This window comes from Chloroflexota bacterium (assembly GCA_026708035.1).
Lineage (GTDB): Bacteria > Chloroflexota > UBA11872 > UBA11872 > UBA11872 > JAJECS01.
Map to the genome: position 1 here is coordinate 1 of JAPOVQ010000010.1, position 26,476 is coordinate 26,476.

Here is a 26,476-nt window from a genome sequence, read left to right on the forward strand (position 1 = left end):
ATCCTGGGGCAGGGATTGGTTGGAAGTCTGATGCTCCAGGTTCACAAGGCGGCGGGCCACGGTCCGGTGGTGGCGGTGGACGCCCTGGAGCGGCGTTGCGAGCTGGCCGACCGCCTGGGCGCGGACGTGGTGATCAACGCGGCCCGTGAAGACCCGGTCGAAGCGGTGCGGAGCATCACGGCCGGCGTCGGGGCGGACATCGTCATCTATGCCGTCGGCGGCAGGGAGGGCGCCAAAGCTTTCCTCCAAGCACTGGACATGCTGGCAGTCGGCGGACTCCTCCATCTCATCGGACTTTGTGAGCCCGATCCCCTGCCGCTGCCGTCCTCGAAGATTCAAGGCCGGCGCCTGCTCGGGGGCTACTACGGGCGCCCCAACGATGCCTGGACGGCGCGGACGGGGATGGAGTTGCTCGCGTCCGGCGCGATAGACGCCGCGGCCATGACCACGCACCGCTTTCCCGCCGACCGCGCCGGCGACGCCTTTGCACTGCTGCAAGAACGACCGGGCGACGCTCTCGGCGTGATCCTGGAGTGGGACGCGGACCCGGCCTGAGCGCCGCTTAGCCGAAGCCCGTGACCTCCACGCCAAAGACCGCTTCAATCAGCGCCCGGTATTCCTTGTTGATGGTCCACAGGCCGGCGACCGTCGCCTGCTCCGAGGTCGTCTGGGCATAGTCGAAGCGCGGCGCGTCGGCGAGGCGGTAGTTGATGAAGCCATTCACCTCGTGAGGGTGAAAGAAGAGGTCTCGGCAGCGCGCCACGCGCTCCTGCCATGTCGATTGGTAGCTCACGTCGCGCTTCACTGCGTCGCCCTGTCGATCCATGATCGCGGGGTCGTTCATCAGGTCCCACGCCGAGGCGAAGCCGCCCTCAGGCTTGTGGAAATACACCCCCATGCGGGGATCGACGTAGGCCCAGCTCCCGACGAAGACCTCCGCCGTCACGTGCCCGCCGATCACGTGGTAAATGATCCGCCCCGGAATACCCGCGACCTCGCACAGCGGCACGTAAAGCCGCGAAAGTCCCTCGCAGAGCCACTCGCCCTTGGCGATCAGCTCCTCCTCGGTGCCGCCGTAGACGTAGACGTCGTGCGACGGCTCGCGGCCGGCCTCCTGGTGCACGTCGCGGCAGAACCGCATTAGCGCCAGCGCCTTGTCCGCCGGCGTTTCGGCCCCAGTCGTGGCACGGCGCACGACGTCCTCCAGTTCGGGTCGCGAGCCGGCGACGTAGGTCGTGCGTTCGGGCGTATAGGAGCGATAGAGGAATTCGGCGGTCTGCGGGCAGAGCAGCACGAGGTCGCGGCGCAGTTGGAAGTCGACCGTCCCGGTGTAGTTCACGTCCAGCTGGTTGTAGTTGACGATGTAGGCGGCGCGCCGCAGCTCACCTACGATCCGCTCGGCCGCCGCGAGCCCCGTATAGGGCCGCAGGTCGTCCCACGAGCCGGCAATCGGACCGTTGAACATCTCGCCCATCCGAGCGCTCCCCGCTGCGACGGCGTCGCCGATGTCGCAGGATAGACCGAAAGGGTCTTGCGGTCGGCGTCCAGGGTTCGCGTCCGCGGGTACCATCGCCAGCCCAACTGCTGACTCGGGAGGGCCGCTCGATGTCCAGTCGCTCTTCCAATACGGGCTCGTCTCACCTGGTGGCGGCGCTGATCGAATCGGGCGTCGAGCGCCTGTTCTCGCTGTCGGGCAACCAGATTCTCTCGATCTACGACGCGTGCCTCGATGCGGGGCTCGAGATCATCCACGTGCGCCACGAGGCCGCGGCGGTGCACATGGCCGACGCCTGGGGCCGGTTGACCGGCCGACCGGGCGTGGCGCTGCTGACCGCGGGTCCCGGTCACGCAAACGGGCTGTCGGCGCTGTTCGTCGCGCGGCAGTCCGAGTCGCCGCTGGTGGTGCTCAGCGGCCAGAGCGCGCGTGCGGACGACGGCCGCGGCGCCTTTCAGGAAATGCCCCAGGCGGAGCTTGCACAACCGCTCGCCAAGGCCGCCTGGACGGCGGAAGACTCGGCATCGCTCGGCGGCGACGTGCGCCGCGCGTTGGACCTTGCCGTGCGCGGTCGACCCGGTCCGGTGGCGGTCAGCCTTCCCAGCGACGTGCTCGAAGCGCAAGTCCCACGAAGCGATGATGCATTTGCAAACTCAGAGCTACCGACACTGACCGAGGCCGGTCAGCATCGCATCGGCGAGCTACTCGACACCGCCCAACGCCCCATGATTCTGGCCGGTCCGGCCATGATGCGGCCGCCGGCGAGTGACTACCTCGAGCAGCTCGAATCGACGGCGGGCGTCCCGGTCGTGGCAACCGAGAGCCCGCGTGGCGTGAACGATCCCAGCTTGGGAGCGTTCGCCGAGGTGCTGGCGCAAGCCGACGTCGTCTTGCTGCTGGGTAAGCGCCTGGATCACTCGCTGCAGTTTGGCGCGCCGCCACTCTTCGCCGCCGACGCTTGCTTCGCGCAGGTCGACGCCGATGTCGCCGAGCTCGACCGCACGACTAGCAACGTGCGCCCGCCGCAGCAACTCGCAATTGCCGTACAGGCGCATCCAGGACAGGCGGCAGGCCAAATCGCGGCGGCCGCCGGAAGCGCACGCCACGAAAGCTGGCGCGACGCCGTGAGAGCCGCCGTGGCCCACCGTCCGGCGGCCTGGGACTCCTGGCAGTCCCCACCTCAGGGCCCGCTGCATCCGATCGAGGTTTGCCAATCGATCGGGCCGTGGGTGGATGACGGCATCGTCGTGATCGACGGCGGCGAGTTCGGCCAATGGGCCCAGGCGCTGCTGAGCGGCCGGCGGCGGGTCGTCAACGGCCCGGCTGGATCCATCGGCACCTCGATTCCCTTCGCGCTCACAGCCCGTCTGTTCGACCCAGATGCGCCGGTCGTCGCGATCCAGGGCGACGGCACGATCGGATTCCACCTGCTGGAGTTCGACACGGCGGTGCGCCACAACCTGCCGTTCGTCGCGATCGTCGGCAACGACGCCGGGTGGAACGCCGAGCGCCGCCTGCAGGCGCGAACGTACGGCGAAGACCGGATCTTCGCCTGCGACCTGCTCCCGACGCGCTACGACCTCGCGGTCGCGGCGCTGGGCGGCCACGGCGAGCACGTGACGAAGCGGTCAGAACTGGACACCGCGCTCGAGCGCGCCTTTGCCTCGGGGCTGCCCAGCCTGGTCAACGTCGCCATCGAGCCCACCGAGGCGCCGATCGTGCGCCGCAACGGGGCTCCGGCGCCCACTGGGCACTAGCCCGCCGTCGGCTTGGGCTTCGCCTGGACGTAAGTGCCCGGCCACGGCACGTCGACGCCGAGCTCCGCGGCGGCGTGGAGCGCCCAGTAGGGGTTGCGCAGCAGCTCGCGGCCGAGGGCGACCAAGTCCGCACGACCACTTTGCACGACCTCGTCGGCCATCCGGGCGTTCTCGATCAGCCCCACCGCGATGACCGGCCCTCCGGCCACGCGGCGGATGGTCTCGGCCGCCGGCAACAGGTAGCCGGGATAGACCTTGGGAACGCTGGGCGTGACGCCGCCGGCGCTGACGTGGATCAGGTCGGCGCCCGCCTCCCGCAGACACCGCGAGCCAATGGCCATGTCGTCGGCGGTGTTGCCGCCGTCCACGAAGTCGGTGCCGGAGATGCGCACCGAGATCGGCATCCAGTCCGGAATCGCTTCTCGCACGGCGGCGACGACCTCGCACGGCATGCGAGCGCGATGCTCGATTCCGCCGCCGTATTCGTCGTCGCGCTGGTTGGTGAGCGGCGAGAAAAACTCGCTGAGCAGATATCCGTGCGCGGAGTGAATCTCGATCGCCTGGAATCCGGCCTCAACCGCGCGGCGCGCGGCGGCTGCAAAGGCCGCAACGACGCCTTGGATTTCTGAAACGGAGAGACTCATCGGCACGCGCCAGCCGGCATCGAACCGTAACCGGCTCGGCGCCACGAGGCGGTGCCCGGAGTGCCCGCGCTCGTCGTAGTAGGCCTTGCGCCCGGCGTGGCCGAGCTGGATGCCGATCACAGCGCCCTGCGAGGCGCAAAAGGCCGCGATGCGACGCAGCGGCTCGATCTGGGCGTCGTCCCAGAGGCCCAGATTGACCGGATAGATCACGCCCCGGGGTTCGACGGCCGTGACCTCGGTGAAGATCAGCCCCACGCCCCCGACCGCGCGCGAGCCGTAGTGCACCACGTGCCAGTCGCCGGCAGCACCGCCGTCCACGGCCGCCAGCTGGTCCATTGGGGCCATCACCACGCGGTTGCGCAGCGTGACGCCGCGGACGCGCAACGGATCGAACAATCCGGGCATTGGTTGCTCACAGAGAGAGGGGCGGCGGATTCTAGTGGGCGGGCCGCGCCAAAGCGTCGCGACGCTCGCTGGTCGCCGCCGCCGGGCGCCCACTAGGGGCGCCCCCTACACGGAGGACCCTCGCGACGCCCGCGGGCACCGGCCGGATACCATTGCGCCGCGTGGCGCAGCGGGAGAAGTGACACGGACAACAGCCAGCCGGTGCTCGAGTGCCGCGACCTGCGCAAGAGCTTTGGCGAACTCACGGCGGTGGATGGTGTGAGCTTTCACATCGCCGCCGGCGAGACCTACGGCCTGCTGGGCCCCAACGGCGCGGGCAAGACCACCAGCATCTCCATGGCGGTGGGCCTGATGCGCCGTGACGGCGGCCAGGTGCTGGTGGACGGCGAGCCCCTCGATCCCGGCACCACGAGCCTCAAGGCCAAGATCGGATTGGTTCCGCAAGACATCGCCGTCTATCCGGACCTGACGGCGCGGGAGAACCTGCGGTTCTTCGGCCGCCTCTACGACATGCCGCGCGCGGAGCTGCGTCGCCGCGTGGACGAGGTGCTCGAGATCATCGGGCTCAGCGACCGTGCAGACGATCGCGCCGACACCTTCTCCGGCGGGATGAAGCGCCGGCTCAACATCGGCATCGGGCTCTTGCACGCCCCGCGCCTCCTGGTGCTCGACGAGCCGACCGTCGGCGTGGATCCGCAGAGCCGCAATGCCATTCTCGAGAGCATTGAGCAGCTGGGCCGCCAGGGTCTGGCGGTGCTCTACACGACGCACTACATGGAAGAAGCCGAGCGGCTCTGCGACCGCATCGGCATCATCGATCGTGGGCAGATCAAGGCCGAGGGCACGCGCCGGGAGCTGGCCCAGATCGTGCGCGAGCACGACCGCGTGCGCCTGAGCGCCAGCGGTTCGCTGCACGCCGGCGCGGAGGCCATTGGGTGCATCGCCGGAGTGCAACAGGTCGACGTGGTCGACGGCGGCATCGACGTGCTGGTCGAGCAAGCCGGCAACTCGCTGACGGCGATGCTGTCGGCGCTGGACGAGGCCGGCGTGTCGATCACGGGCGTTGAGATCGACGAGCCGAATCTCGAAGCCGTATTCCTGCATCTCACCGGGCGCTCGCTGCGGGACTAGGCATGCGGTCCGCCCTGGTCATCGCGGCGAAGGATCTGCGGCAGCGCGCCCGGGACCGCTCGGTGTACGTGTTCGCCATCGCCGCCCCTCTCGGCCTGGCGGCCATCTTCGGCTTCGTCTTCAACCCCATCAGCGACGCCGACTTCACGGCGACGTTCGCCGTGGCCGACATCGATCAGGGGCCGCTCGCGGCCCCGCTGGTGGACGGCGTGCTCGGTGGTCTCGCGGAAGACGGAAACGTCAACCTGGTGCGCACCGCGAGCGCGGAAGAGGCCACGCGCCTGGTTGAGGGCGACGGCGAACGCGCCGACCAGGACGTGGACGCGGCCATCATCATTCCGGCTGAGTTCTCCGCCCGCGTGCAGACCGGCCGGCCGTCGGAGCTCCGCGTCATCCAGAACGTGAACTCGACCCTCGCGTCGACCCTGGCCCTGGCGATCGTCCAGGAATACGCCCGGCAGCTCGACTACGTGCAGGGAGCGGTGGTAACCGTGGTTTCGTCGGATCCCGCGCGCCTGGCCGACGCGGCGGCGATCGCGCAGCGTGCCGGGGACACACCTAGCCCGGTTTCGGTGCGGGACGTCTCCGCGACCATCAAGCAGCTGGACAACACGACGTTCTATGCCGCCGGGCTCGCCACGTTTTTCTTGTTCTTCACGGTGACGTTCGGCGTCAACAGCCTGCTGGAAGAGCGCCACGCGGGCACGCTGAGCCGCTTGCTGGCGGCGCCCCTGCCGCAGTGGTCGATCATCCTCGGCAAGGCGATCACGGCGTTTGGCCTGGGCCTGGTGAGCATGCTGATCCTGATCGTGGGCACCAGTTTCATTCTGGGCGCCGATTGGGGCAATCCCGTCGGCGTGGCGCTGCTGGTCGTGGCGGCCACGGCGTCGGCCATCGGCGTGATGGCCATGGTGAGCGCATTGGCGCGAACGTCGGAGCAGGGCGCGGTGTTCTCGTCCATCGCCGCCGTTGTGCTGGGAATCCTCGGCGGGACGTTCTTCCCGATCAATCAGGCCGGCGGTGTGCTCGCAGGCCTTCGCTATGCCGCGCCGCACGCCTGGTTCCTCCAGGGGCTGGGCGATCTGGCCGGCGGCTCGATCGGCGTCATCGTGCCCGCGATCGCGGCGCTGCTCGTGTTCACCGCCGTGACTTCGGGGATCGCGCTGGCGCTGCTCCGGCGGAGGCTCAATCCATGAAGGCGCTCGCGATCGCCGGCTCGAATCTGCGTCGCTTCGCGCGCGAGCGCAGCAACGTGTTCTTCGTCCTCATCCTCCCCATGCTGCTCATCCTGGTGCTGGGCTCGGTGTTCGGACGCGGATTCGAGCCGCGCGTGGGCCTGGTGGCTCCGGGAACCGGCGACCTGACGAGTGCCTTGGTCGAAGGCCTCGAGGCGCACGAGGGATTCGAGGTGAATAGGCACGACGATCGCGACGCCGTGGTTCGCGCCGTCGAGCGCGGCGAGTTGGAGGCCGGCCTGATCCTTCCGTCCGACTACGACGACGCCATTCGCACCGGCAACGCGGTCGAGGTCGACTTCATCGCGCGCCCGGGACAGGATTCGCTGAGCATCCGCCGCACCATCGACGCGCTGCTGGCGGAGCAGATGGCGCTGCCGCGCATTGCCGGATTCGTCGCCAAGGAGGCCGGGATTCCCTATGACCAAGCGGTGGCCCAGGCGTCCGCCGTGACCGGCGAAACCGCCGGCGTGCAGGTCGAGTCGACGGTTGCCGGAGAGTCGTTCATCGGCCGCCGCAGCTGGGGGCAATTCGATCTCGGCGCCCAACAGCAGCTCATGCTCTTCATGTTTCTCACCTCGCTTGCGGGGTCGGCCGCGCTGGTGCAGACGCGGCGATTGGGCATCGCGCGCCGCATGTTCGCCACGCCCACGACCGTGCGCACCATCCTGCTCGGCGAGGGCCTGGGACGATTCGGGGTCGCGTTAGTGCAGGGCGTCTACATCATGCTGGGCACGATGCTGATCTTCGGCGTGCGCTGGGGCGATCCGCTCAGCGCCGTTCTGATCGTGCTCGCGTTCGGCCTCGTCGGCAGCGGGGCCGCCATGCTCATGGGCGCGCTGTTCAGCAACGACCAACAGGCGGCGCCGGTGGGCGTGTTCCTGGGACTGGGCACCGCGGCCCTCGGCGGCTGCATGATGCCGCTCTATGTGATGGAGCTATTTGCCCCCGCCGTGTGGACCGTGGCGCACGTGATGCCGCACGCCTGGGCGCTGGAGGCATTCGAGGTCCTGGCGATCCAAGACGGCGGCGTGGGCGACGTGCTGCCGTTCCTCGGCATCCTGCTCGGCTACGCGGCAGCGTTCTACGTGCTGGCCATCTGGCGACTGCGGGTGGTCCTCACCCGCTAGGCGCCAGCCTCGGCGCGGCTACCGCCCGATGCTCCGCAGGTATTCGCGCGAGATGCGCGCCCGTTCGCGCGGCGGCTGATCCACCAGGCGTCCGCCGTGGCAGACGACCCAGCCGTCGAACTGAATGTCGTCGAGGGTGTCGAAGATCGCCGGAATACTGGGAAACAGGTCGCCGCCACCGACGTTGACGTAGCGCCAGCCGCGGTAGTCCTGCAGGTGGACGTAGGACAGCCGCTGGGCGAACTCGCGCAGGCACTCGCACGCGTCCCAGCCGATGAGCTGCGCGTGCGACACGTCGATGCACAGCTCGAGGTCGGGGGCCGCGTCCAGGACCTGACGAATCTCCGGCTCGGTCTGAACGAGCTGCCCGGTGTGAAAGTGAAATACGACGGTTGCGCCCCGGTCGGCGCCGAACTTCCGCAACGCTTCCGCCGCCGCCGCGAAGCGGTTGATCTCATCGGTGGACGGCGGACGATTCTCGGGCCGCTCCGGCGCCATGATCACGAAGGCGTCCGCGCCGACGTCCGCCGTGAACTCGATGCGCCGGCAGTTGGCTTCGAAGACCGCCGGATCATCGGCGAAATTCCAGTCCCGCCCGCACACGCCGGCCACCGGCAGTCCGGCTGCAGAGGAGACTTCGGACACGCGCTTCGCCGAGCCGAGCCAGTCGAGCGACTGCCGCACCTCCCAGCTGTCCCAGCCGGTCTGCTTGATCTCGGCGAGCATGCGCTCGAGGTCCGGCGTGGATCCAAACTCCAGCGTGTTGTAGGCAAGCTTCATGGCAATCTCAGCTCCGCGGATTGCTATGCATTCAGAATGAGCTGCACGGTCACGTCGGTGAGGCGCCGGAGCTCGTCGTGCGGCATCGACTCGGCGACCGAGTGCACGTCGAGATACCCGACTGACAAGATCGCCGTCGCAATGCCCTTTTCGTTGAAGTTCTGCGCGTCGCTGCCGCCGTAGGTCGAGATATGACGCGGCGTTAGCCCGGCGGCGGCGATGGCGGTGTCGGCAAGCTGAATGGCCGGGTGGTCGTCGGCAAAGCTCGTGGCCTTGAAGCGGCCCCGCTGGGTGTAGTCCACGCGACCTCCGAGGTCCGCCGCGGCGTCCTCGCAGGCCTTGCGCATGGCCGCCATCTGCCGTTCGAGGGCGTCCTGGTCGAGGCTGCGCGCCTGCCCGACGAGCTTGCACTCCGGCGGCACGATATTTGCGGCCTGGCCGCCCGAAACCACGCCCACGTTGGCGACCGTGACGTCGTCCACCTGCCCCAACGGCATGTTGTCCACCGCGCGCGCCTGCATGGCGATGGCATTGATCCCGTCACCCGCGGCGATGCCCGCGTGCGCGGCCCTGCCGTGAAAGACCGCCTCGAAGCCAAACGAGCCGGCCTGGTGGGTGACGAGATCGCCGACGGGACCGCCCGCATCGAGGACGAATGCCACGCGCGACTCGATGTCGTTCGGGTCAAAGGCATCGGCCCCAAACTGCCCCACGTCTTCGCCCACCGTAAGGACCACTTCGATCGGGCCGTGGTCCGCTCCGGCGTCATGGACCGCCAGCACCGCCTCGATGATGGCGGCCACGCCGGCCTTGTCGTCGGCTCCGAGCACGCTCGAACCGTCGGAGTAGACGGCGTCGTCCTTGACCACCGGACGCATATCGGGCGTGGGCTGCACCGTGTCCATGTGGGCGTTGAGCATGATCGGCGCCGACGGCTTGCCCTTGGCCGGCCACTTGCCGATGAGGTTGCCGATCTCGTCCTGCGAGCAGATCACGCCAACGTCCTCCAGCAGCGGCTGCAGGATCGCCACCACCCGGTTCTCGTTGCCCCAATAGCTGTCGACGCTGAGGATGTCGACGAAAATCTTGAGCAAGCGGTCAGGGTCGATGGCGACCGGGCCGGTTGGCGTTGTCATGGCGAGGGTTGTCTCCAGGCGTGCGCGTGCCGCAGCTTGCCGCGTAGTGTGGCATTCAACTGGCTACGGCGTGCGCAGCTCACGGTCGTGAGCCGCAGGCGTCAGAATCCTGGTGCGAGGCCGGCGGCGGGCCTCGTCGATCAGCGACAAGACCCATTCAGCGCCATTCGGGCCGAAGCTCTCAAATCTTCGCCGGATTGAGTCATCGCGCCACACCAGGGCCTCCAGTTCACTCAACGACCGGAACCGTTGCCGCGGCGGCCGCCTCTACGAGGCCAACATCGAGGGTCCCGAGAGTCGCGCGATGCCTTCGCGCCAGCTCCAGGTAAGTGGCGTCGTAGATCGATATGTGATGTGAACGTGCAAGCGCCACCACCGCGTCCAAATCGGGCTCGGCGTCGGTGACAACCGACAACTGTCGCAGGGCGTTCAGCCGGTCGCTCATCCCGTTCGCCGTCAGGCGGCCGCAGCGCTCGGCGGTGACGAGCGCGTTTCGCACTTCAAGATGCCAAAGCTGCGGCACGAGCGCTCCGTCGCGCGATACACGCTCTGCCACGCGCAGGGCGCGTGGATCGAGCTCATCGTCCAGAAGCCAATCGCAGGCCACGGACGCATCGAGAACGAGTGTGCTCACATGCGATGCCCGGCATGACGTGCAGCCTGGATCTCGGCCCTCGACATTCCAGTCGGTTGCCATTGCGAGCGGGCCTGCATGAGCCGATCCATGGACTCCCGCCAGCGGGCGCGTTGCCCGATGGGCACTGGAGTGAGATGAGCAACCGCCGTGCCATGACGAGTGATCGCGATGGTTTCGCCGCTCTCCACCTGCCGCAGAAGCTCGGCCAGATGCGCCTTGGCATCGGTTGCTCGCACCTCGCGCACGACGAACTCACCAACTGGTTATTATGACCATTCCAAGCTATCACACCGGGGCGCCATGAATCACTGCGGCAATCCGATGATGGGGATGGACTAGGCAGCGACTGCAATGCAATCGTAGGAGAAGGCCGTGACACTTCCGCCAGGTGATCCGAGAGGCCAGCGTGAGCAAAGACGGTCGTGACGAAGGATTGAAGCAGCATCAGCGCATCGGAGCCGCTGAAAATCAGAGGCCCGACAAGCAAGCGCCCCGGAACACGCTGCGGTCCTTGCCGGACGATGCGACCTCGGCGAATCCGGACCTCGGCAGTTCCATTCGCGCCCGATTTGCGCCTCTCGGTGGCATCGAACTGGAGTTGCCGCCGCGTGAGCTCATTCGCAATCCGCCTCATTTCAACTGATCGTCCGGTGGCCACGCCAGCGGGCAAAGTCCTCCAAGGTTGCGGCGTCGACGTGATCGGCCCCTGGGCCGCGGACGGCTGACCGGTGCCGACCATGTACGACGTCGTGATTGTCGGCGCTGGCGTGATGGGCAGCGCGACGGCCTATTGGCTCAGCCGGGCGGGCAAGCGCGTGGCGCTGCTGGACAAGTACAGCCCCGGCCACGTGCGGGCGTCGTCCGCCGACGAGTCCCGCATGGTGCGCTACCAGTACCGCGGGCAGACGCTCTACACCGAAATGGTCGCCGCGGCGGTGGAGCTGTGGAAGGAGTTCGACCGCCGGATGGGCACCGGCTTCTACCGCGAGCAGGGCGCCCTCGCCTTGCAGGCCCAGCCCGACAATCCGCCGTTCATGGAGGGCTACGAGGGGCTGCTCGAGCTCGGCTACGAGCCGCAGTGGCTCGACGGGGACGACGTGCGGCGGCGGTATCCCCACTTCACGAACATCGACTCCGGGTACCTGCTGGAGGGCCTGGGCGGCTATGTGGCCGCGAGATCCGCGACGCAGGCGCTTGCCGAAGCGGCCGCGGAGCTTGGCGCCGACCTGCGGACCGGCGCCGAGGTTGCGGAGTTGCGCGAGTCAGGCGGCCGCGTCACGCGGGCGATCACCCGAGACGGGCGCGCGTTCGAAGCCGAGGTCTTCGTGATTGCCGCGGGACCGTGGACTCCGAAGCTGCTGCCCGAGCTTTCGATTCCCATTCGGTCCACCGCCGAGCGGCTCCACTTCCTCACGCCCCCCGACCGCGACGCCTACTCGTATCCCCGACTGCCGCCATTTTTTGTAATGGACACGAACTTCTACGGGTTTCCGGTGCACTGGCGCGGCTGCGTGAAGGTGGCCGACGACACCATCGGCGCGACGTTCGATCCCGACCGCGACCGCGAGCACGACGACCCCGAAGCACTGGCGAAGCTGCGGGACTTCCTGCGCCGCCACATGCCCGACCTCGGTGAGGCGGAGGTGGTCTACAGCAAGACCTGCACCTATTCCATGACACCCGACTCCGACTTTGTGATCGACTTCTTGCCGGATCGAGAAAACGCCATCGTGGCGGCGGGATTCTCGGGACACGGATTCAAGTTCGGCATCCTGATCGGCCAGACATTGGCGGACCTCGCCGTTCGCGGCGCCACGCGCTGGGACCTGACGCGTTTTCGCTTGGACCGCGAACCGGTTTCCATGAACGGGCACTGGTAGCGCCGGCACTCCTCACCGGCGATCAGTCGTCGCGCCAGACCTCGCCGAAGAGCCGCAGCCAATTCCCGCCCAGGATCTTGCGCGCCGCGTCTTCGCTGTAGCCCCGCCGCAGCAGGCCCTCGGCCACGTTCACGAATTCCAGCGGATTGGCGAAGCCCTGCAGGAGACGGAAGGGTTGCGGCACGTCGCCTGAATCGAGATAGGGCTCGCGGCCATGCGACGCCCCGATCCAGTCGAACCACTCGAGCGATCGTCCCATGCAGAAGTCCGTGCCGATGGCCACCTGGTCGTCGCCGACCATGTCCACCAGGTAGTCGACGGCATCCAGGTAGTCGTCCAGCGTCGAGTCGTAGCCATGGCGGTGGTGCGCCGGAAACGCATTGGCGCCGACGATGCCGCCGCAGCTGGTGAGAGCGCGAATCGCCTCGTCGGTCTTGTTGCGGGGATAGTCGGTCTGAGAGCGCGCGTTGGCGTGCGTGAACGCCACGGGCTGCTCCGAGTGCTCGATTGTCTCCAGCACCGTGCGGTCGCCCACGTGCGAGAGATCGATGAGGATGCCCAGCCGGTTCATCTCGCGAATCGCCGCCAGGCCGATGACGCTCAAGCCGTCGTCATGGCGCTCCCAGCAGCCGTTGCCGAAGAGGTTCCGCTCGTTGTACGTGAGTTGGACGATGCGCACCCCGAGCGCGTGGAATAGGCGGAAGCGCCGCACGTCATTGCCCACCGGCGCGGCGTTTTGCCAACCCAGAATGATGCCGGCGCGCCCTTCAGCCTTGGCGGCGTGAATGTCGGCCACGCAGCGCACCGGGCGGATGTAGTCCGCAGAGTCGTCGAACCAGCGCAGCCAGGCGGTGATGTTGGCGAGGGTTTCCTCGAATCCCTCCCAAATCGCACAGGTGGCGTTGACGGCCGTCACTCCTCCGTCGCGCAGATCGCGGAAGACCTGCTCGTCGCCCCAGTTGCTGGTGTCGAGACCGTCGATCACGACGGCTTCGCCGAAGAGGCGGCGGGCCGCGGCGCTTGCGACCCATGGTTCAGTCGTCATGGCGTTCTCTTTCTCGGTCGGCCTCATCGGTTCACTCGCCGTGGGCGAGGATAGCGGGCTTCCGACGGGCCGGACGATTGCGAGGTGCGCGCCTGGTTTCCAGCTTCGGCTGGTCTGGCAAGGCCGGCAGAAGTCCAGAATCAAGCCGAGGCATTGACCCAGTCGGCATCGGCCGCACGCCGAAGTACGCCTTTCGAGACCTCATTTCTGTAGTACTCTGGCGCCCGCATCCGCCGCGGGCGAGAGCAGCCTTACGACGGCTGCTCAGAGGGGATTCGAACATGGTGCCGACGAAGGGGTCTGTCGCCGAAGTACTCACGCCAGCAAGCGCCCAGACGGCGCTTCGCTTGATGTCAATGGCAGCCGTCGCGGCGTTGCTCGCCATGGCGTTCACGATGTTTGGCGCCGGACGGGTCTCGGCGGGCCACCCGGATTGCCAGTTCGTGCTTGGCTTCGAGGCGCTTCAGGCCGCCATTCCGGACGCCGTTGGCGACTGCCTGGAGAACGAGAATCACGATCCGAGCGACCGGATTACGCGCCAGCAAACCACCCGCGGGGTCTGCAGCAGCGGCTGAGCATCGAGCGGTTCCCCTGGGAGCCGGCATCGATGGCCGTTGGCGCCGACGCCGAGGCAGACGCGCAGACGATGGCGTATGTTTCGGCGGCCATTGCCAAGTACGACGAGGACGGCCTGGCGGCCACCGTCGAGTTCTACAACAGCGAGGCGAGCATCGAGGGCGATCGCTCGCTGCTCATGGTCGACCGATCAAGCTTGACCGTCTTAGTCGCGCCAATCTTCGGCAACCTGGTTGGGGTGACGCTGCCACCCGCTCACTCACTGACCCGGCTTGTCCGCGGCGTGGCCGATAGCGGGTGGGTCAATCACTTGCAGACGAATCCCGCGACCGGCCAGCGCGATTCCAAGCGAAGCTACTTCGTGCTCCACGACGGCGTCGTCTTTGGATCTGGACACTTCTCGGTCCGGGCGAACCTCGCGGGAATCATTCGCGAGTACGTGAGCAACGCCATCGGGCACTACCAGACGGAAGGCCTGGACGCGACCATCGACTTCTACAACAGCCGCGAGAGCGTTGACGGCGAGCTGTACCTGTTCCTGATGGATGCCGACGACATCTATCTCGCCCATCCGATCTTTCCCCACCTGATCGGCACGGACGTGAAGGACGTCGTGGGATCCAACGGCTATGAGCTCGGGATCGAGATCGCCAAAGCCACTGCCGAGGGGCACTGGGTCGAGTACTTGTGGCCCAACCCGGTGACGGGTCGGGAAGAGCCCAAGACCACCTGGGTGGTTCGGCACGAGGGTCTGATCTTTGCCTCCGGCTACTACACGCCGGATCCCATGGCAGAGCCACCGGCTTGGCTCAACGCGGATCCGCGCGAATACACGGTCGAGTACGTGCAGCGGGCCATCGCGCGTTACGAGCGCGACGGCCTGGAGTCGATGACGAACTTCTACAACAGCACGGCGGCCTTCGAAGGGCAGTTCTACCTGTTCGCGATGGATGCGAACGACATCTACTTCATCCATCCGCTCTTCCCGCGTCTGATCGGCACCGACATCAAGGACGTTGTCGGGTCTGACGGGTTTGAGCTCGGGAAGGCGATCGCGGAGGCGACGGAGGAAGGCATCTGGGTCGAATACCTGTGGCCGCACCCGGTGACGCTGCAGGAAGCCCCCAAGGTCACCTTTGCCATCCGACACGACGGACGGATCTTCGCCTCGGGCTACTACCCGGCGGCCGAGGACCCGGAGGCGCACACGATGGCCTACGTGCAGGCGGCGATCGATCGCTACGAGGCCGACGGCCTGGAGGCAACGGTTGCCCACTACAACACCTCGGAGAGCTTTGACGGCGCCTCGTTCCTGTTCCTCGTCGACGAGAACGACCTCTACCTGGTGCACCCGTTGCTGCCGCAGCGGATCGGCACCGACGTGAAGCTGCTGCGGGCGCGCGGGCTCGACGGCGTGGTGTTCAACTACGGCGAACAGATTGCCGGCGTGACCGAGGAGGGACGCTGGTTCCACATCTTGCGTCCGTCGGCGCAGGGCACGGGCAGCGCGGCGCACGCGTGGGTAATTCGACACGACGGCCTGATCTTCGGGTCGGCGTACTTCGACGATGAGTAGCGCCTAGGCGGACGCTCGGCGCGGTCGAGCGTCCGATTGAGCACCGGGCCGGCGGTCGACACCGCCGGCCCGGTGCTTTCTCGTGCAATGGAGACCTGTGCATCGTTGGTCATCAACCCTTGCCCAAGCCTCGAATCACCCTGGCCCCCGAATCAAGTACGGGCAAGCTCCGACCCTTTCCCATCAAGAAGCCTTTGCGAAATCCGGTAGGGGCGAGCTTTAGACCCTCCGACGCCAAACATCCGGCGCTCCTTCAGACTCGACCGGACTGGATTCCGGCTTTCGCCGGAACGACGAATGGGACTAGCCAAGGTCTCCTAGGTGGGGCAGACACGCGTCGGGGGACTTGCCGAAGGCCGAGTCCCGAGGAGGCCGATCGCTATCCGCGGTGTTTGCGGCCGCGGCGGCAGGCGCCTATTGCTCGACGCGGCAGGTGGTCACGTCGACGCCATGGTATTTGCGATGGTGGACCGAGGACGCAAAGTGCCGCAGCAGCCTTGTCGACAGCTGCTGCGCGTCGTCAAATCCCGCGTGGTCGCTCACCAGGGCAAGCTGATCTTCGATGTTGCCGTCGATGTCTTCCCGCGAATAGACCACCAGCTCGACCTCGGCGGCGTTGCCGTCCGCGTGCACCGAGGCCACCAGTCGGCGCCCGTGATCGGTCTCACCGTCGTCGCCTTGCTCCAGCAGAGTGAGCACCGCCTCCTCAACCGCCAGGTTGAGGCGCGTCGTTGCCGAATCGCTCCATTTGTTCTGTGACGCAAAGCGACCCAAGAACGCGCCAATGTCCGCCAAGGCCGCATGGGACAAGTCCGCGTGCAGCTTGCGTGGCCAGAGCCCACGAAACTCCGTGACCGCAGTCATGACGATCGCCGTTACCGCGCCGAGGATCACCGTATTTCCGACGAGTTCACTCCAAATGCCTTCGCTCAGCTGGCCGATGCTGCCTGCCGAGAGGCCGAGCACCAGCGACACGCCCGTGATAACGGACTTCCTATTGTTCAAGGGACCAGAAAACACCCACTTCGCGCCCTCGATAAAGAGCAGCCCGAACACCATGATGTAGACGGCGCTCACGACTGAGTTCGGCGTTGCGGCGAGAGCGGCAATCACCTTCCCAAACGGTGCGATCAGGAGCGTGAGCACGCCGAGATAGATTCCGACGGTCCTGGCGGCAATGCCGGTGAATCCGATGTACACGGCAGTGGACGACCATGGCGCCGACACGGGCAACGTGGCCAGGAGCCCGGTAAGCAGCGTCGTGCCCCCATAGACGTTCAGGCCGCTTTGGATCGTCCTGAAGTCCAGCGCACGCGGCTCACGAAATGAGGCGCGCTTGATGACTGAAAGATCGCCGACGACCTTGAGGAACGCCGTGAGCTTTACGATCAAGAACGCCGGTAACATTGACCAAAACCTTGCTCCGAAGTCGAACTCCCACTGTGGCCATTCAAGGTCCCCAAAGCTCAACCAGGAAGCTTCCTCCAACGGCCCGCTGTCATACAGTCCCATGGGAATGGCCACGGCCAACCCCGCAGCAACCGCGATTGGCAGCGTCCACACACGCCGCGCGGCCGAGACCTGCACGGCGCCCCACAGGCCGGCGCCTAGCGCGACAACTCCCGGAATGACGACAACCGCCGTCTGATCTTGGGATTGAGCGATCGTCCGGTCCACGATAAATGGAACAGCGGAAACGGCCACGAGCATGATGATGATTCCGCTGACCGTGGGCGTGAATATTCGTCGCAGCGACGAGAGGCGCGAAACAAGGACGAATTGCAAGAGCGTCGACGCGATGACCAGGGTTGCCAGCAGGCCCGGACCGCCTTCGGCGAGCGCCAAGACCGACATCGCCAGCAGCGGGACGTTCAAATTCGTGACAACCAGCCCCCCCGAGCCCATATGGCGATACGGGAAGGCATGCAGAACCATGCTCAAGCCGGAGATTGCCAGCCCGGTAAACGTGACCCAGGCCAGATAGCTATCCGATTCGCCGGAAGCTCGAACGACGAATGTCGTAAGCAGGATGATGCTGATCGTATTGGGTACGAATATAAGGAGCGCCGCACCAAGGGCCTGCCGGAAGGGAGGCTTTTCGGCCGGCTCGTATCGCATATTCTTCACCCAGCTCGATGCATCGGGCGTGATTCGGAGGCTACGAGGCTAGTCGACGCTTCCTGAGCTCCGGCGAATCGTATCAGCAGCATTTGGACCTGCGCGCCGCACAGGCTCGACTTGCCGCATCCATTCCGCCGGCCGAAACGACCGCACGGATGCGCGGCTGTTCGCAACCGCGGCCAATCGCCACAACAGTCAAGGTCTGCGTTTCAGCGGATCTAACGGGCAGAGTCCTCCAGCGCGTTCGCGGCGGCCTCGATGTCCGAGGCGTCGTTGAAGGCGTGGAAGGAAAATCGCACGGCGGTAAAGCCATAGGCAGCCCGGCACAGGATGCGGTGGGTCTTGAGGCAGTGCTCGGCTAGCGGCATTCCTGGCACGCCCTCAAGGCCGACCGTGAAGATCCCCGATCGAGCGGCGCCCTGGTCGGGCGTCTTGATTTGCGCGCCCGGCACGTCGCCAAATGCACGCCGGGCATCGGCGGCGAGCACGGCGCTGCGCTGCTGAATGGCCTCCAAACCCAGGTCATTCACCAGCTGAATCGAGGAACGCCAGGCGGCATACAGCGCATACGGCCGCGCACCAAACTCATAGCGCTCTGCCGTCGGGTGAAAACCAAAGCTGCCCGGAGGGAATTCGGCCTCGGTGACCGCTCCGCCGCCGCTTCCCGATGGGTGGAGACGTTCCTGAACATCGCGCCGCACGTACATGGCGCCGATGCCGTATGGACCCATGCTCCACTTGAAGGCCGGGAAGGCCATGACGTCGCAATCAAGCTGGCGCACGTCGGTGGGACGGGCGCCGAAGGACTGCGCGGCATCCACCACGGTCACGATTCCACGTTCCCGGGCCAGGGCGGACACGGCGTCAACCGGCAGCACGACGCCGCGCTCGGTGGTGACGTGGCTCAGGCAGATCGCGCGCGTGTTGGCCGTCAGCACCGCCTCCAGGTCTCGCAGGAACGAGTCGTCGTCGCCGTCGACTTCGATCGCGACCAGCTCCAGACCCAGGCGATCCCGCAGCGTGAGCCAAGGCAGATAGCCGCTCGGGTGCTCCTCGGCGGTGAGGATCACGCGGTCGCCTCGCTGCAACTCGAGCGCGGCGGCGACCCATGAGATGGCCTCGGAGATTGCGCGGATAAGCGCGATCTCGTCCGAATCCGCGCCGATCAGCGCGGCAATCTCACCGCGCAGCGCGGCCAGCTCCGCCGTGTAGACCTGATACAGCTCGGGATTCGTGGTCGTCATGACCGCTTCGCGGTCGTAGAAAGCCTGCTGCAAGTCGAGCGTGACCCGAGGCGTGGGCGCCACGCCGCCGGAATTCAGGCAACGGTAGTGGCGCAGGGCAGGCAGCGCCTCGCGCAGTTCGACGAAGGCGTTGATGTCAGTCATTGGCTTCGATTATGTCAACCATCGGCTCGCGCCCTGCGACTCACGAATTCAACCACTGCGCGAAACCTCCGGCGAAATGCCCACAGTAGAGTAGGCGGCGCTTCGACGATTCCCCAAATTGAGACCGCACGCCGTCATCCGGGGGCATTGCACGCGCCTCGGGAGTTCAGTCGCAAAGACGCGGTAGCGCCGGTTGGATTCGCGCCGGAGCCGGCACCGGGGATCGCGGCTATCCGCCGCCACGACCAGACCTCTCTGGTCTGACCCGATTGACTCTCCGCATCGGCCGGTCACGTCGATCGATGACATATTCCTGCGACATTTCGCCCCTATCGTCATCAGCGTGAAGGATGATTCACGAAGGGAGCGAGGAGATGCGCTTCAAAGAGTTGATGACGAAGTTTGTTCCGGCTGGGGCGATCCTGGGCACCCTGCTCGGCGCAGGGGTCCTGATCAGCTGTGGTGGCGCCGGCGCCGCCAACGGCCCGGCGACCGGCAGCGTGGCCGCAGGTCAAGTGGCCGGGCCGTCGGGCGGCGAAGCCGCCGGCGAGCATGGCGCCGGTGGCGAATGGGGCGGTGGCGCCGAGGGCGGCGGTGAGGGCGGTGAGGAAAGCAGCGGCGCGAACACGCTGGCGCCGAACGAGACCTTCGACGCCATCCGCGGCGGCGCTCGGCTGATCCTCAGCTACGACGCTGCCAGCAATGCCTTCAAGGGCACGATCGAGAACACGACCGGCAACGTCCTGGACCAGGTGAGGATCGAAGTGCACCTGTCCAGCGGCACCGAGCTGGGCCCGACGACGCCGATCAACCTGGCGCCGGGCGAGGTGGCGACGGTCAACCTGCCGTCGACGCCGGAATCGTTCACCGGCTGGGTGGCGCACGCCGAGGTCGGCAGCGGAGCCGAGGGCGGCCCGTCGGGCGGCGAAGGCGCCGGTGAAGGCGGTGCGGAAGGCGCCGGCGGCGAGGGTCACGGTCCCGGCGGCGAGGGTGGCGGCGCCGGCAATGAAGCGGCTATGGAAGCCGCGATGTCGAGCCCGATCACGCCGCTCGACCAGCCGTGGACCGGTGTTCTTGGCGGGCTGGCGGTTTCCGCCCGCTACGACCCGGCGACCCAGTCGGTCCAGTTCACGGTGCAGAACACGCTGTCGCAGGTTCAGTGCTACGTGCAGTCGGAACCGCACCTGAAGCAGGGGACGACGACCGTGGGCGAGCTTGGTCCTGATGTGATCGGGCATCTGAGCCCCGGTCAGCAGGCAACGTCCAGCGTTTCGGTGGCCAGCGAGCCAAGCCTCGCGGGCGTCGCCTTCGACGGCTACGTGGTTCACCTCGAGGTGTTCGACTGCGGCGGCGCCGGCCCTGTGCCTCACACCGGGGGCGAGGGCGGTGAAGGCGCCGGCGGCGAGGGTCACGGTCCCGGCGGCGAAGGCGGTGGCGAAGAAGGCAGCGGGGCCAATACCCTGACGCCGGACCAGACCTTCGACGCCATCCGCGGCGGCGCCCGGCTGATCCTCAACTACGACGCGGCAAGCAACGCCTTCAAGGGCACGGTCGAGAACACGACCACCAACGTCTTGACGCGAGTGAGGATCGAAGTGCACCTGTCCAACGGCACCGAGCTGGGTCCGACGACCCCGATCGACCTGGTGCCAGGCCAGGTGGCAACGGTCAACCTGCCGTCAACGCCGGCATCGTTCACCGGCTGGATCGCGCACGCCGAGGTCGGCAGCGGAAGCGAGGGCGTGCAACAGGCTGGCGGCTCGAGCGGCGAGGGCGGCGGCGAGCACGGTGGCCGCGGAGAGTCCGGCGGCGAGCACGGCTCGGGCGGTGAAGGGAGCCGAGGCGGCTAGCGTCCATCCGAGTCGGCCCACGGAAGATGCCGAGGTCTGGCGGAACCTAGGGAGTCTTCCACAAAATGGAGGCGGTGCCCGTGCATGGCACCGCCTCCATCTAGGCTGCGATGGAAAGACGGCGCCCCAGAGGATTGGTGATGAACGGCACAGTCTTGATCATCGAAGACGATGCCAGGATCGCGCGCTGGGTCAAGGTGTATTTCGAGCGTGCCGGATTCGCCGCTGAGGTGGCGCATGACGGCCGGGCCGGTCTGGACCTGGCCCGAAATCTGGCTCCGGAGCTGATCATCCTCGATCTCATGCTTCCCCACCTCGACGGCGTGGAACTGTGCAACATTCTGCGACGAGAGTCGGACGTGCCCATCATCATGCTGACGGCACGAGAAGCCCCTGCCGACCGAATTGCCGGGTTGGAGACTGGAGCCGACGACTACATTGTCAAGCCCTTCGATCCCGAGGAAGTCATCGCGCGCGCCGAGGCCGTGCTGCGACGCGCCAAGGGCCGGGTGCAGCGAGTTCTGACATGCGGCCACATCACCCTGAACGAGTCAACCCGCAGCGTGACGGTCGATGAACATCCCGTGACGCTGAGCCAGGCGCAGTTTGCGCTGCTCGCAACGTTCATGCGTCACCCCAACCAGGTGCTCACACGCGATCAGCTGATCGCCTTGGCATTCAACGACGGTTTTCAGGGATTCAACCGGGCCATCGATAGCCAGATCTCGCGCCTCCGGCAGAGGATCAGCCGAGACGGCGCCCAGCCGATTCAGACCGTCTACGGCGCCGGATACCGATTCGTGGTGGAGGACGACTAGTGTCGCTGCGTTGGCGAATCATGGGGGCCATGGTCGCTGTGATCATCCTTGCCATCCTGACCAACATTGGCGTGGCGTATTTCGCAACACAGGCTCGACTGGGAGTCTTCGTAGACGAGATTGGCGATGATGAGGCGCGGCAACTCGCCCAGAATCTGAGCCGGGAATTCACCGCCGCCGGAGACTGGGAAACGGTGGACCGGCCGCTGATCGAGGCCGGGTTTCTCTACCTGGACACTACGCAACAGGCGCGATCGCGAGTGGGCAGAGGGGAGCACGTCGAGCCTTCCGATCACGACCGGATTCGAATTGTCGTCGCCGACGTCGATGGCCGGGTGGTGAAGGACACCTCAGCCGAGTTGTCGCCTGGAACCTTCGCCCCAAACCTGGGCGGACGTCGTGAAACGGTATTCGATGTAGCGACAAATGAGATCGTCGGCTACGTCAATGTGGATGTTGATCGCGAGTTCTTATCGACCGAGTCACATGGGTTTCTCACTACGCTCCTCTCCATCTCTCTCATCGGAGGCACGCTGACTGCCGGCGCTGCCATTCTGCTGGCCGCCTGGTGGTCCAAGCGAGTCACGGCGCCGGTGACGGCGTTGACCGAGGCAACGCAGGGCATTGCCCATGGGAATACGGCGCAGCTGCCCGTCACCTCCTCGGACGAGTTGGGTCGGATGAGCGCGGCTTTCAATCGGATGGCCGCCGCCCTGGAATCGCAACGCGAGCTCCGCCGGCGACTGATCAACGATGTTTCCCATGAGCTGAACACGCCGCTGAGCGTTATCCAGCTGGAGGCGAAGGGGCTCCGCGACGGACTGCAGACGCCGGAGCGCGCGTCCGACCAGATCATCCAGGAAGTCGACCGGCTGCGCGGACTGGCCACCGACCTGAGTTGGCTGGCTGAAACCGACTACGGGGAGTTGAGGCTTTTGCTCGAGGAAAGTTCGACTCTCGAGCTGCTCATCGCGGAGGTGGAGCGCTGGCAGCCGCAATCGCAGGCTCGGCAGGTGAAGCTCTCGCTGCAAATGCCCGGCGGCCTCCCAGACCTGAACCTCGATCGAATGCGCATGAGCCAGGCACTGGGAAACGTCCTGGCCAATGCGCTGCATGCCACCGACGCCGGCGGAAGCATCGTGCTCGGGGCGGAGCTCGATGGCGACGAGTCGCTGGTGATCTCGATCGCCGATGACGGGATCGGCATCGAGGCGGCGGACCTGCCCCATGTCTTCGACCGCTTCTTCCGCACCGATCAGGCTCGAAGTCGTGGGGCGGGTGGCACGGGTTTGGGATTGGCCATCGCCCGAGCCATCGTGGAAGCGCATGGAGGCGAAATTGCCCTGGCAAGCGACGGGCCCGGACACGGTGCAACCGCGACGATTCGCTTACCTCTGAACTCGTGAGCGGCAGCCTCGACCGCGAGTCGTGGATAGTTGACCCACGACACGGCATCGTCCGATTGACAGGCCGTGACGAAGCCCGGGGATTCAATCGCACCGCACCGACGGCGGGTTGCACCGGTACGCGCGGACCTCTTCACGCGGCTCGCGGAGACGGCAAACACTGTGCGGGCCATCACGCTGCGAGAACCATTTGGCGTGTTCACCCACAGGCGACATGGCAGACTGTCGCTGACGAAGTGGACAGCGTCCGGAGGAAAAACCTTGCAGGATCGCGAAGACCTACGGTCCGAAAACGAGCGCCTACGATCTCGGATTTCGCGGCTCACGGACGCAATTCTCCGGATCAGTCAGCACCTGGAGCTCGAGACGGTGCTGCAGAAGATCGCCGATAGCGCGCGATCGCTTACCGACGCGCGCTTCGCCGCGATCACCACCCAGGACGACGCCGGCGAAGCTCAGGACTTGGTCTTTTCGGGTCTGACCGCAATCGAAATCCAAGAATTCTCGGCGATTCCGAATGGCCCGGCCTTGTTTCATTACCTCAGCGGATTGCAAGAGCCACTGCGCACCCGGGATTTCGTCGCCCACATCAGCCTGGCCGGGTTTCCCGACCTCAAGCTGCCGATTGGCACGTTTCTCGGCGCTCAGATCCGTGATCGGGGCAACCAGATCGGCAACATCTACATCGGCGAGAAGAAACGTGGCCAGGATTTTACGCTTGAAGACGAGGAGACCCTTGAGGTGTTCGCCGCCCAGGCGGCGACCGCCATCACAAACGCCCGGCGCTACGGCGACGAACAGCGGGCCAAGGCCGACCAAGCGGCCCTCGTCGACACTTCGCCCGTAGGGGTGCTGGTCGTCGACGCCAATACGCGGGACATCGTGCAGTTCAATGAGGAAGCGCGCCGCATCGGCGGTGGCTTGCTCGGGCGGGGCCGTTCACTCGAACAGGCCCTTTCGCTGTTCACCTTTCGACGCCTGGACGGGCGAGAGATTCCGCGCGCTGAACTGCCCGTGGAGCGAGCGCTCGGCGGCGAGACTGTGCGCACCGAAGAGATGGTCATCCACCGCCCGGATGGTGAGACGGTGACGACGCTCGTGAACGCAACCCCAATCCATTCGGAGGACGGGGAGATTGTGTCGGTCGTGGCCACCATTCAGGACATCACGCCGCTGGAGGAGCTGGAGCGCCTGCGCGCCGAGTTCCTCGGCATGGTGAGTCACGAGCTGCGCACGCCCTTGACCTCCATCAAGGGATCGGCCGCAACCGCTCGGAGCGCCTCGGTCCCACTCGACCCCGCGGAGACGCGGCAGTTCTTTCGCATCATCGAGGAACAAGCCGACCACATGCGGGACCTCATCAACAACCTGCTCGATCTGGCCAGGATCGAAGCCGGCACCCTGTCGGTCGCGCCCGAACCCACGGACGTCGCCGACGTCATTCACGGCGCGCGCGACGCCTTCCTCAGCAGCGGCTACCGGAACAGCGTCGCAGTGTCTGTCGAACCGGACCTCCCCCGGATCCCGCTGGATCGCCAGCGAGCGAGCCAAGTCCTCTACAACCTCTTCTCCAATGCATCGAAATACTCGCGCGAGTGGTCCGCGATACGCGTCACCGCCTCGCTTCAGGACCCGTACGTGGCCGTGAGAGTCGCGGACGAGGGACGGGGAATCTCAGCCGAGCAACTCCCCCGCCTGTTCAGCAAGTTCTCGCGGATCGACTTCGAGCATGGTCCGGAAGTCGAGGGGGCCGGCCTCGGCCTGGCGATCTGCCGCGGCATCGTGGAGGCGCACGGCGGGCGCATCTGGGCCGAGAGCGACGGCGAGGGCCGGGGCACCCGCTTCACGTTTACGCTGCCCGCGGTCGACACGATGGCCGAACCGTCCGCGAGCCCCGCCACGGCGACCGCGCCCGGAGCGTCCGCCGGGTGGGAACGCGTCCTCGCCGTCGACGACGATCCCCAGGTGTTGCGCTACGTGCGCAATGTTCTCTCGGAAGCCGGCTACTCGGTCACCGTCACCAGCGAACCGGATGAATTCGACCGCCTCATCGAGGCCGAGCAGCCGCACCTGGTCCTGCTGAACCTGATGCTGCCCGGCACCAGCGGATTCGAGCTGATCACGCGCATTCCCAACGTGTTCGAAGTTCCGGTCATCTTCCTGTCCGGTCGCGGCCGGGAACAGGACTTTGCCCAAGCCTTCGAAATGGGCGCCGCCGACTATCTGGTCAAGCCGTTTGCGCCAACCGAGCTCGTGGCACGCATCCGGGCGGCGCTGCACAAGCGGTCCGTCTACCGCCAGGCCCAGGCGGTAGAGCCCTTCCGCATTGGCAACCTCACCATCAACTATCTGGAACGCACCGTCACAGAGGCGGGCCGTCCAATCACGCTCACGCCCACCCAATTCAAGCTGCTGGCGGAGCTTTCCAACAATGCCGGACGGGTCCTCTCGCACGACGAGTTGCTCCGAAGTGTCTGGGGGCCGGGCCATTCGGCCGATCAGCCGCTGCTGCGGTCGTTCGTCAAGAGCCTGCGCAGCAAGCTCGGGGACAACGCGAGAGACCCCGTCTACATCTTCACCGAGTCGGGAGTCGGCTACCGCCTGGCAAAGCCGTAGCGGCCGGCGGCGCATCGCCTGACCACGCGGCACCGGCCGCGCGCTCGCGTCCCACCACTGTGCTCCCCTTCACCCGCACCTGACGGATGTCTGAAATGATCGATACGCTCACCACCGCCAAATCCAGTTCCCCCGGGACACCCGGCCTCTCGATCCACCGACGCCGGGATCCCTAGGTGTAGTGACTACACTCCTGACAGTAGCGGAACCTCCGGCGAGCCGTGTTGAAGGACTCCCAGCGTAGGGCCACTCCGACCCGCGGCAATAAGGTCATTCCCATTCATCCAAGCCGAGCAGTTTCCTGCCCAGATCGGTCGAAACGGCAGGCGATTGGGTCCGATGTTCCCAGTCACAAGGATCGCGGGGCCAACCGGGCCCACCGCCTGACGATTCTGCTGGCCTGCGCTCCCGCCACGACTCGATGCGCAATCGCCGCAGCTCCTCATCGTCTTCTTCCGCCCGCCGCGGGATGATGTATCGAGCCAGGCGTGGCTTGTCCGACGTGTTGTGGCCGTTTCCGTGCGCCAGCAGGCGGTCCCAGACCTTCAGGTCGCCGGCTTTGCCGGCTATTGGCTTGACATCAAGTCCATCAAGGGCCGGGGGCCAGGGATCGCGGTCGGCGCGGTGCTGAATTTCACACCCACCGTGTGCGTTCGCGATGGGGAGGTTCACCCCGTTGATCGTCCCCGCACGCGCAAGCGCGCGGTCGCACGGCTCACGTCAATAGTTCGTGAATTGGCTCCAATTCGAATGCTCCATCTCGGCTACACAACGGGTCGAGACGGAGCAACGCCCATCCGCAACGAACTGAGCCGCCTCGTCCCTCGGTACCAGATCATTGATTCCCGCT

General features: G+C 66.4%; 23 protein-coding genes. 13 read left to right on the forward strand and 10 right to left on the reverse strand.

Annotation, left to right across the window (positions count from 1 at the left end; translation table 11 throughout):
• Positions 1–555, forward strand: a 555-nt coding sequence (locus OXG33_03855) for a zinc-binding dehydrogenase (protein ID MCY4113062.1), incomplete at its 5' end; no start/stop codon positions are given.
• A gap of 7 nt (positions 556–562) precedes the next feature.
• Here OXG33_03855 and OXG33_03860 read toward each other — a convergent pair.
• A complete protein-coding gene (locus tag OXG33_03860; protein ID MCY4113063.1) occupies positions 563–1,465 on the reverse strand; it encodes a hypothetical protein in 903 nt (300 codons plus the stop codon).
• A 140-nt stretch (positions 1,466–1,605) separates the two neighbouring features.
• Between OXG33_03860 and OXG33_03865 the strand changes: the two genes are divergently transcribed.
• Positions 1,606–3,252, forward strand: coding sequence for a thiamine pyrophosphate-binding protein (locus OXG33_03865; GenBank protein ID MCY4113064.1), 1,647 nt, complete (start codon positions 1,606–1,608; stop codon positions 3,250–3,252).
• On the opposite strand, the gene OXG33_03870 is transcribed toward OXG33_03865, so the two are convergent.
• Positions 3,249–4,301, reverse strand: a complete 1,053-nt coding sequence (locus OXG33_03870; GenBank protein MCY4113065.1) for an NADH:flavin oxidoreductase/NADH oxidase — start codon at positions 4,299–4,301, stop codon at positions 3,249–3,251. The genes OXG33_03865 and OXG33_03870 overlap by 4 nt on opposite strands.
• Before the next feature lie 201 nt (positions 4,302–4,502).
• On the opposite strand from OXG33_03870, the gene OXG33_03875 reads away from it, so the two are divergent.
• The 3 genes from OXG33_03875 to OXG33_03885 are packed head-to-tail and all read left to right on the forward strand — an operon-like array spanning position 4,503 to position 7,797.
• A complete protein-coding gene (locus OXG33_03875; protein MCY4113066.1) occupies positions 4,503–5,432 on the forward strand; it encodes an ABC transporter ATP-binding protein in 930 nt (309 codons plus the stop codon).
• Between the two features lie 2 nt (positions 5,433–5,434).
• Positions 5,435–6,628, forward strand: a complete 1,194-nt coding sequence (locus tag OXG33_03880; protein MCY4113067.1) for an ABC transporter permease — start codon at positions 5,435–5,437, stop codon at positions 6,626–6,628.
• Positions 6,625–7,797 (forward strand): ABC transporter permease, encoded by a 1,173-nt coding sequence (locus tag OXG33_03885; GenBank protein MCY4113068.1) that lies wholly within the window; start codon positions 6,625–6,627, stop codon positions 7,795–7,797. The genes OXG33_03880 and OXG33_03885 overlap by 4 nt, the downstream gene beginning before the upstream one ends.
• A gap of 18 nt (positions 7,798–7,815) precedes the next feature.
• Here the strand turns inward: OXG33_03885 and OXG33_03890 are convergent, their stop codons facing one another.
• From OXG33_03890 to OXG33_03905, 4 genes are all read right to left on the reverse strand, one after another.
• Positions 7,816–8,577, reverse strand: coding sequence for a sugar phosphate isomerase/epimerase (locus OXG33_03890; protein ID MCY4113069.1), 762 nt, complete (start codon positions 8,575–8,577; stop codon positions 7,816–7,818).
• 23 nt (positions 8,578–8,600) lie between these two features.
• Positions 8,601–9,713, reverse strand: coding sequence for a M20/M25/M40 family metallo-hydrolase (locus OXG33_03895; GenBank protein MCY4113070.1), 1,113 nt, complete (start codon positions 9,711–9,713; stop codon positions 8,601–8,603).
• Between the two features lie 229 nt (positions 9,714–9,942).
• Complete coding sequence (locus OXG33_03900) at positions 9,943–10,347, reverse strand: type II toxin-antitoxin system VapC family toxin (protein ID MCY4113071.1); 405 nt, start codon at positions 10,345–10,347, stop codon at positions 9,943–9,945.
• Positions 10,344–10,595, reverse strand: coding sequence for a type II toxin-antitoxin system prevent-host-death family antitoxin (locus OXG33_03905; protein ID MCY4113072.1), 252 nt, complete (start codon positions 10,593–10,595; stop codon positions 10,344–10,346). Before OXG33_03905 ends, OXG33_03900 begins: the two co-directional genes overlap by 4 nt.
• A 161-nt stretch (positions 10,596–10,756) precedes the next feature.
• On the opposite strand from OXG33_03905, the gene OXG33_03910 reads away from it, so the two are divergent.
• Positions 10,757–10,993 (forward strand): plasmid stabilization protein, encoded by a 237-nt coding sequence (locus OXG33_03910; protein MCY4113073.1) that lies wholly within the window; start codon positions 10,757–10,759, stop codon positions 10,991–10,993.
• A gap of 94 nt (positions 10,994–11,087) precedes the next feature.
• Positions 11,088–12,230, forward strand: a complete 1,143-nt coding sequence (gene solA / locus OXG33_03915) for an N-methyl-L-tryptophan oxidase (protein MCY4113074.1) — start codon at positions 11,088–11,090, stop codon at positions 12,228–12,230.
• A gap of 22 nt (positions 12,231–12,252) precedes the next feature.
• Here the strand turns inward: solA and OXG33_03920 are convergent, their stop codons facing one another.
• The gene (locus OXG33_03920) at positions 12,253–13,275 is read right to left on the reverse strand and encodes a membrane dipeptidase (GenBank protein MCY4113075.1); all 1,023 of its coding nucleotides are present in this window, start codon (positions 13,273–13,275) and stop codon (positions 12,253–12,255) included.
• A 350-nt stretch (positions 13,276–13,625) separates the two neighbouring features.
• On the opposite strand from OXG33_03920, the gene OXG33_03925 reads away from it, so the two are divergent.
• Together OXG33_03925 and OXG33_03930 are read left to right on the forward strand one after the other, a co-directional pair.
• Positions 13,626–13,850: a hypothetical protein gene (locus OXG33_03925; GenBank protein ID MCY4113076.1), complete on the forward strand. Its 225-nt coding sequence runs from the start codon at positions 13,626–13,628 to the stop codon at positions 13,848–13,850.
• A 32-nt stretch (positions 13,851–13,882) separates the two neighbouring features.
• The gene (locus OXG33_03930; GenBank protein ID MCY4113077.1) at positions 13,883–15,427 is read left to right on the forward strand and encodes a cache domain-containing protein; all 1,545 of its coding nucleotides are present in this window, start codon (positions 13,883–13,885) and stop codon (positions 15,425–15,427) included.
• 414 nt (positions 15,428–15,841) lie between these two features.
• Here the strand turns inward: OXG33_03930 and OXG33_03935 are convergent, their stop codons facing one another.
• Together OXG33_03935 and OXG33_03940 are read right to left on the reverse strand one after the other, a co-directional pair.
• On the reverse strand, positions 15,842–17,545 hold the full coding sequence (locus OXG33_03935; GenBank protein ID MCY4113078.1) for a hypothetical protein: 1,704 nt from the start codon (positions 17,543–17,545) through the stop codon (positions 15,842–15,844).
• Between the two features lie 221 nt (positions 17,546–17,766).
• Entirely contained in the window at positions 17,767–18,936 is a 1,170-nt protein-coding gene (locus OXG33_03940) for an aminotransferase class V-fold PLP-dependent enzyme (protein MCY4113079.1), read from the reverse strand.
• Between the two features lie 350 nt (positions 18,937–19,286).
• Between OXG33_03940 and OXG33_03945 the strand changes: the two genes are divergently transcribed.
• The 4 genes from OXG33_03945 (at position 19,287) to OXG33_03960 (ending at position 25,626) form a co-directional block, all read left to right on the forward strand.
• Complete coding sequence (locus OXG33_03945; GenBank protein ID MCY4113080.1) at positions 19,287–20,786, forward strand: hypothetical protein; 1,500 nt, start codon at positions 19,287–19,289, stop codon at positions 20,784–20,786.
• Between the two features lie 140 nt (positions 20,787–20,926).
• Entirely contained in the window at positions 20,927–21,604 is a 678-nt protein-coding gene (locus OXG33_03950; GenBank protein ID MCY4113081.1) for a response regulator transcription factor, read from the forward strand.
• Positions 21,604–23,010, forward strand: coding sequence for a HAMP domain-containing sensor histidine kinase (locus tag OXG33_03955; GenBank protein MCY4113082.1), 1,407 nt, complete (start codon positions 21,604–21,606; stop codon positions 23,008–23,010). Before OXG33_03950 ends, OXG33_03955 begins: the two co-directional genes overlap by 1 nt.
• Positions 23,011–23,205: 195 nt before the next feature.
• Positions 23,206–25,626 carry a response regulator gene (locus OXG33_03960; protein ID MCY4113083.1) on the forward strand — a complete coding sequence of 807 codons (2,421 nt, stop codon included), beginning with the start codon at positions 23,206–23,208 and terminating at the stop codon, positions 25,624–25,626.
• 270 nt (positions 25,627–25,896) lie between these two features.
• Here the strand turns inward: OXG33_03960 and OXG33_03965 are convergent, their stop codons facing one another.
• Positions 25,897–26,298, reverse strand: coding sequence for a hypothetical protein (locus OXG33_03965; protein ID MCY4113084.1), 402 nt, complete (start codon positions 26,296–26,298; stop codon positions 25,897–25,899).
• Positions 26,299–26,476 lie beyond the last annotated feature (178 nt).

Coding starts and splice junctions, on each gene's coding strand:
- OXG33_03945 (MCY4113080.1), top strand. CDS start 19,287: ATGATTCACGAAGGGAGCGAGGAGATGCGCTTCAAAGAGTTGATGACG.
- OXG33_03860 (MCY4113063.1), bottom strand. CDS start 1,465: ATGTTCAACGGTCCGATTGCCGGCTCGTGGGACGACCTGCGGCCCTAT.
- OXG33_03895 (MCY4113070.1), bottom strand. CDS start 9,713: ATGACAACGCCAACCGGCCCGGTCGCCATCGACCCTGACCGCTTGCTC.
- OXG33_03880 (MCY4113067.1), top strand. CDS start 5,435: ATGCGGTCCGCCCTGGTCATCGCGGCGAAGGATCTGCGGCAGCGCGCC.
- OXG33_03935 (MCY4113078.1), bottom strand. CDS start 17,545: ATGCGATACGAGCCGGCCGAAAAGCCTCCCTTCCGGCAGGCCCTTGGT.
- OXG33_03885 (MCY4113068.1), top strand. CDS start 6,625: ATGAAGGCGCTCGCGATCGCCGGCTCGAATCTGCGTCGCTTCGCGCGC.
- solA (MCY4113074.1), top strand. CDS start 11,088: ATGTACGACGTCGTGATTGTCGGCGCTGGCGTGATGGGCAGCGCGACG.
- OXG33_03940 (MCY4113079.1), bottom strand. CDS start 18,936: ATGACTGACATCAACGCCTTCGTCGAACTGCGCGAGGCGCTGCCTGCC.
- OXG33_03950 (MCY4113081.1), top strand. CDS start 20,927: ATGAACGGCACAGTCTTGATCATCGAAGACGATGCCAGGATCGCGCGC.
- OXG33_03920 (MCY4113075.1), bottom strand. CDS start 13,275: ATGACGACTGAACCATGGGTCGCAAGCGCCGCGGCCCGCCGCCTCTTC.
- OXG33_03930 (MCY4113077.1), top strand. CDS start 13,883: ATGGCCGTTGGCGCCGACGCCGAGGCAGACGCGCAGACGATGGCGTAT.
- OXG33_03865 (MCY4113064.1), top strand. CDS start 1,606: ATGTCCAGTCGCTCTTCCAATACGGGCTCGTCTCACCTGGTGGCGGCG.
- OXG33_03890 (MCY4113069.1), bottom strand. CDS start 8,577: ATGAAGCTTGCCTACAACACGCTGGAGTTTGGATCCACGCCGGACCTC.
- OXG33_03870 (MCY4113065.1), bottom strand. CDS start 4,301: ATGCCCGGATTGTTCGATCCGTTGCGCGTCCGCGGCGTCACGCTGCGC.
- OXG33_03925 (MCY4113076.1), top strand. CDS start 13,626: ATGTCAATGGCAGCCGTCGCGGCGTTGCTCGCCATGGCGTTCACGATG.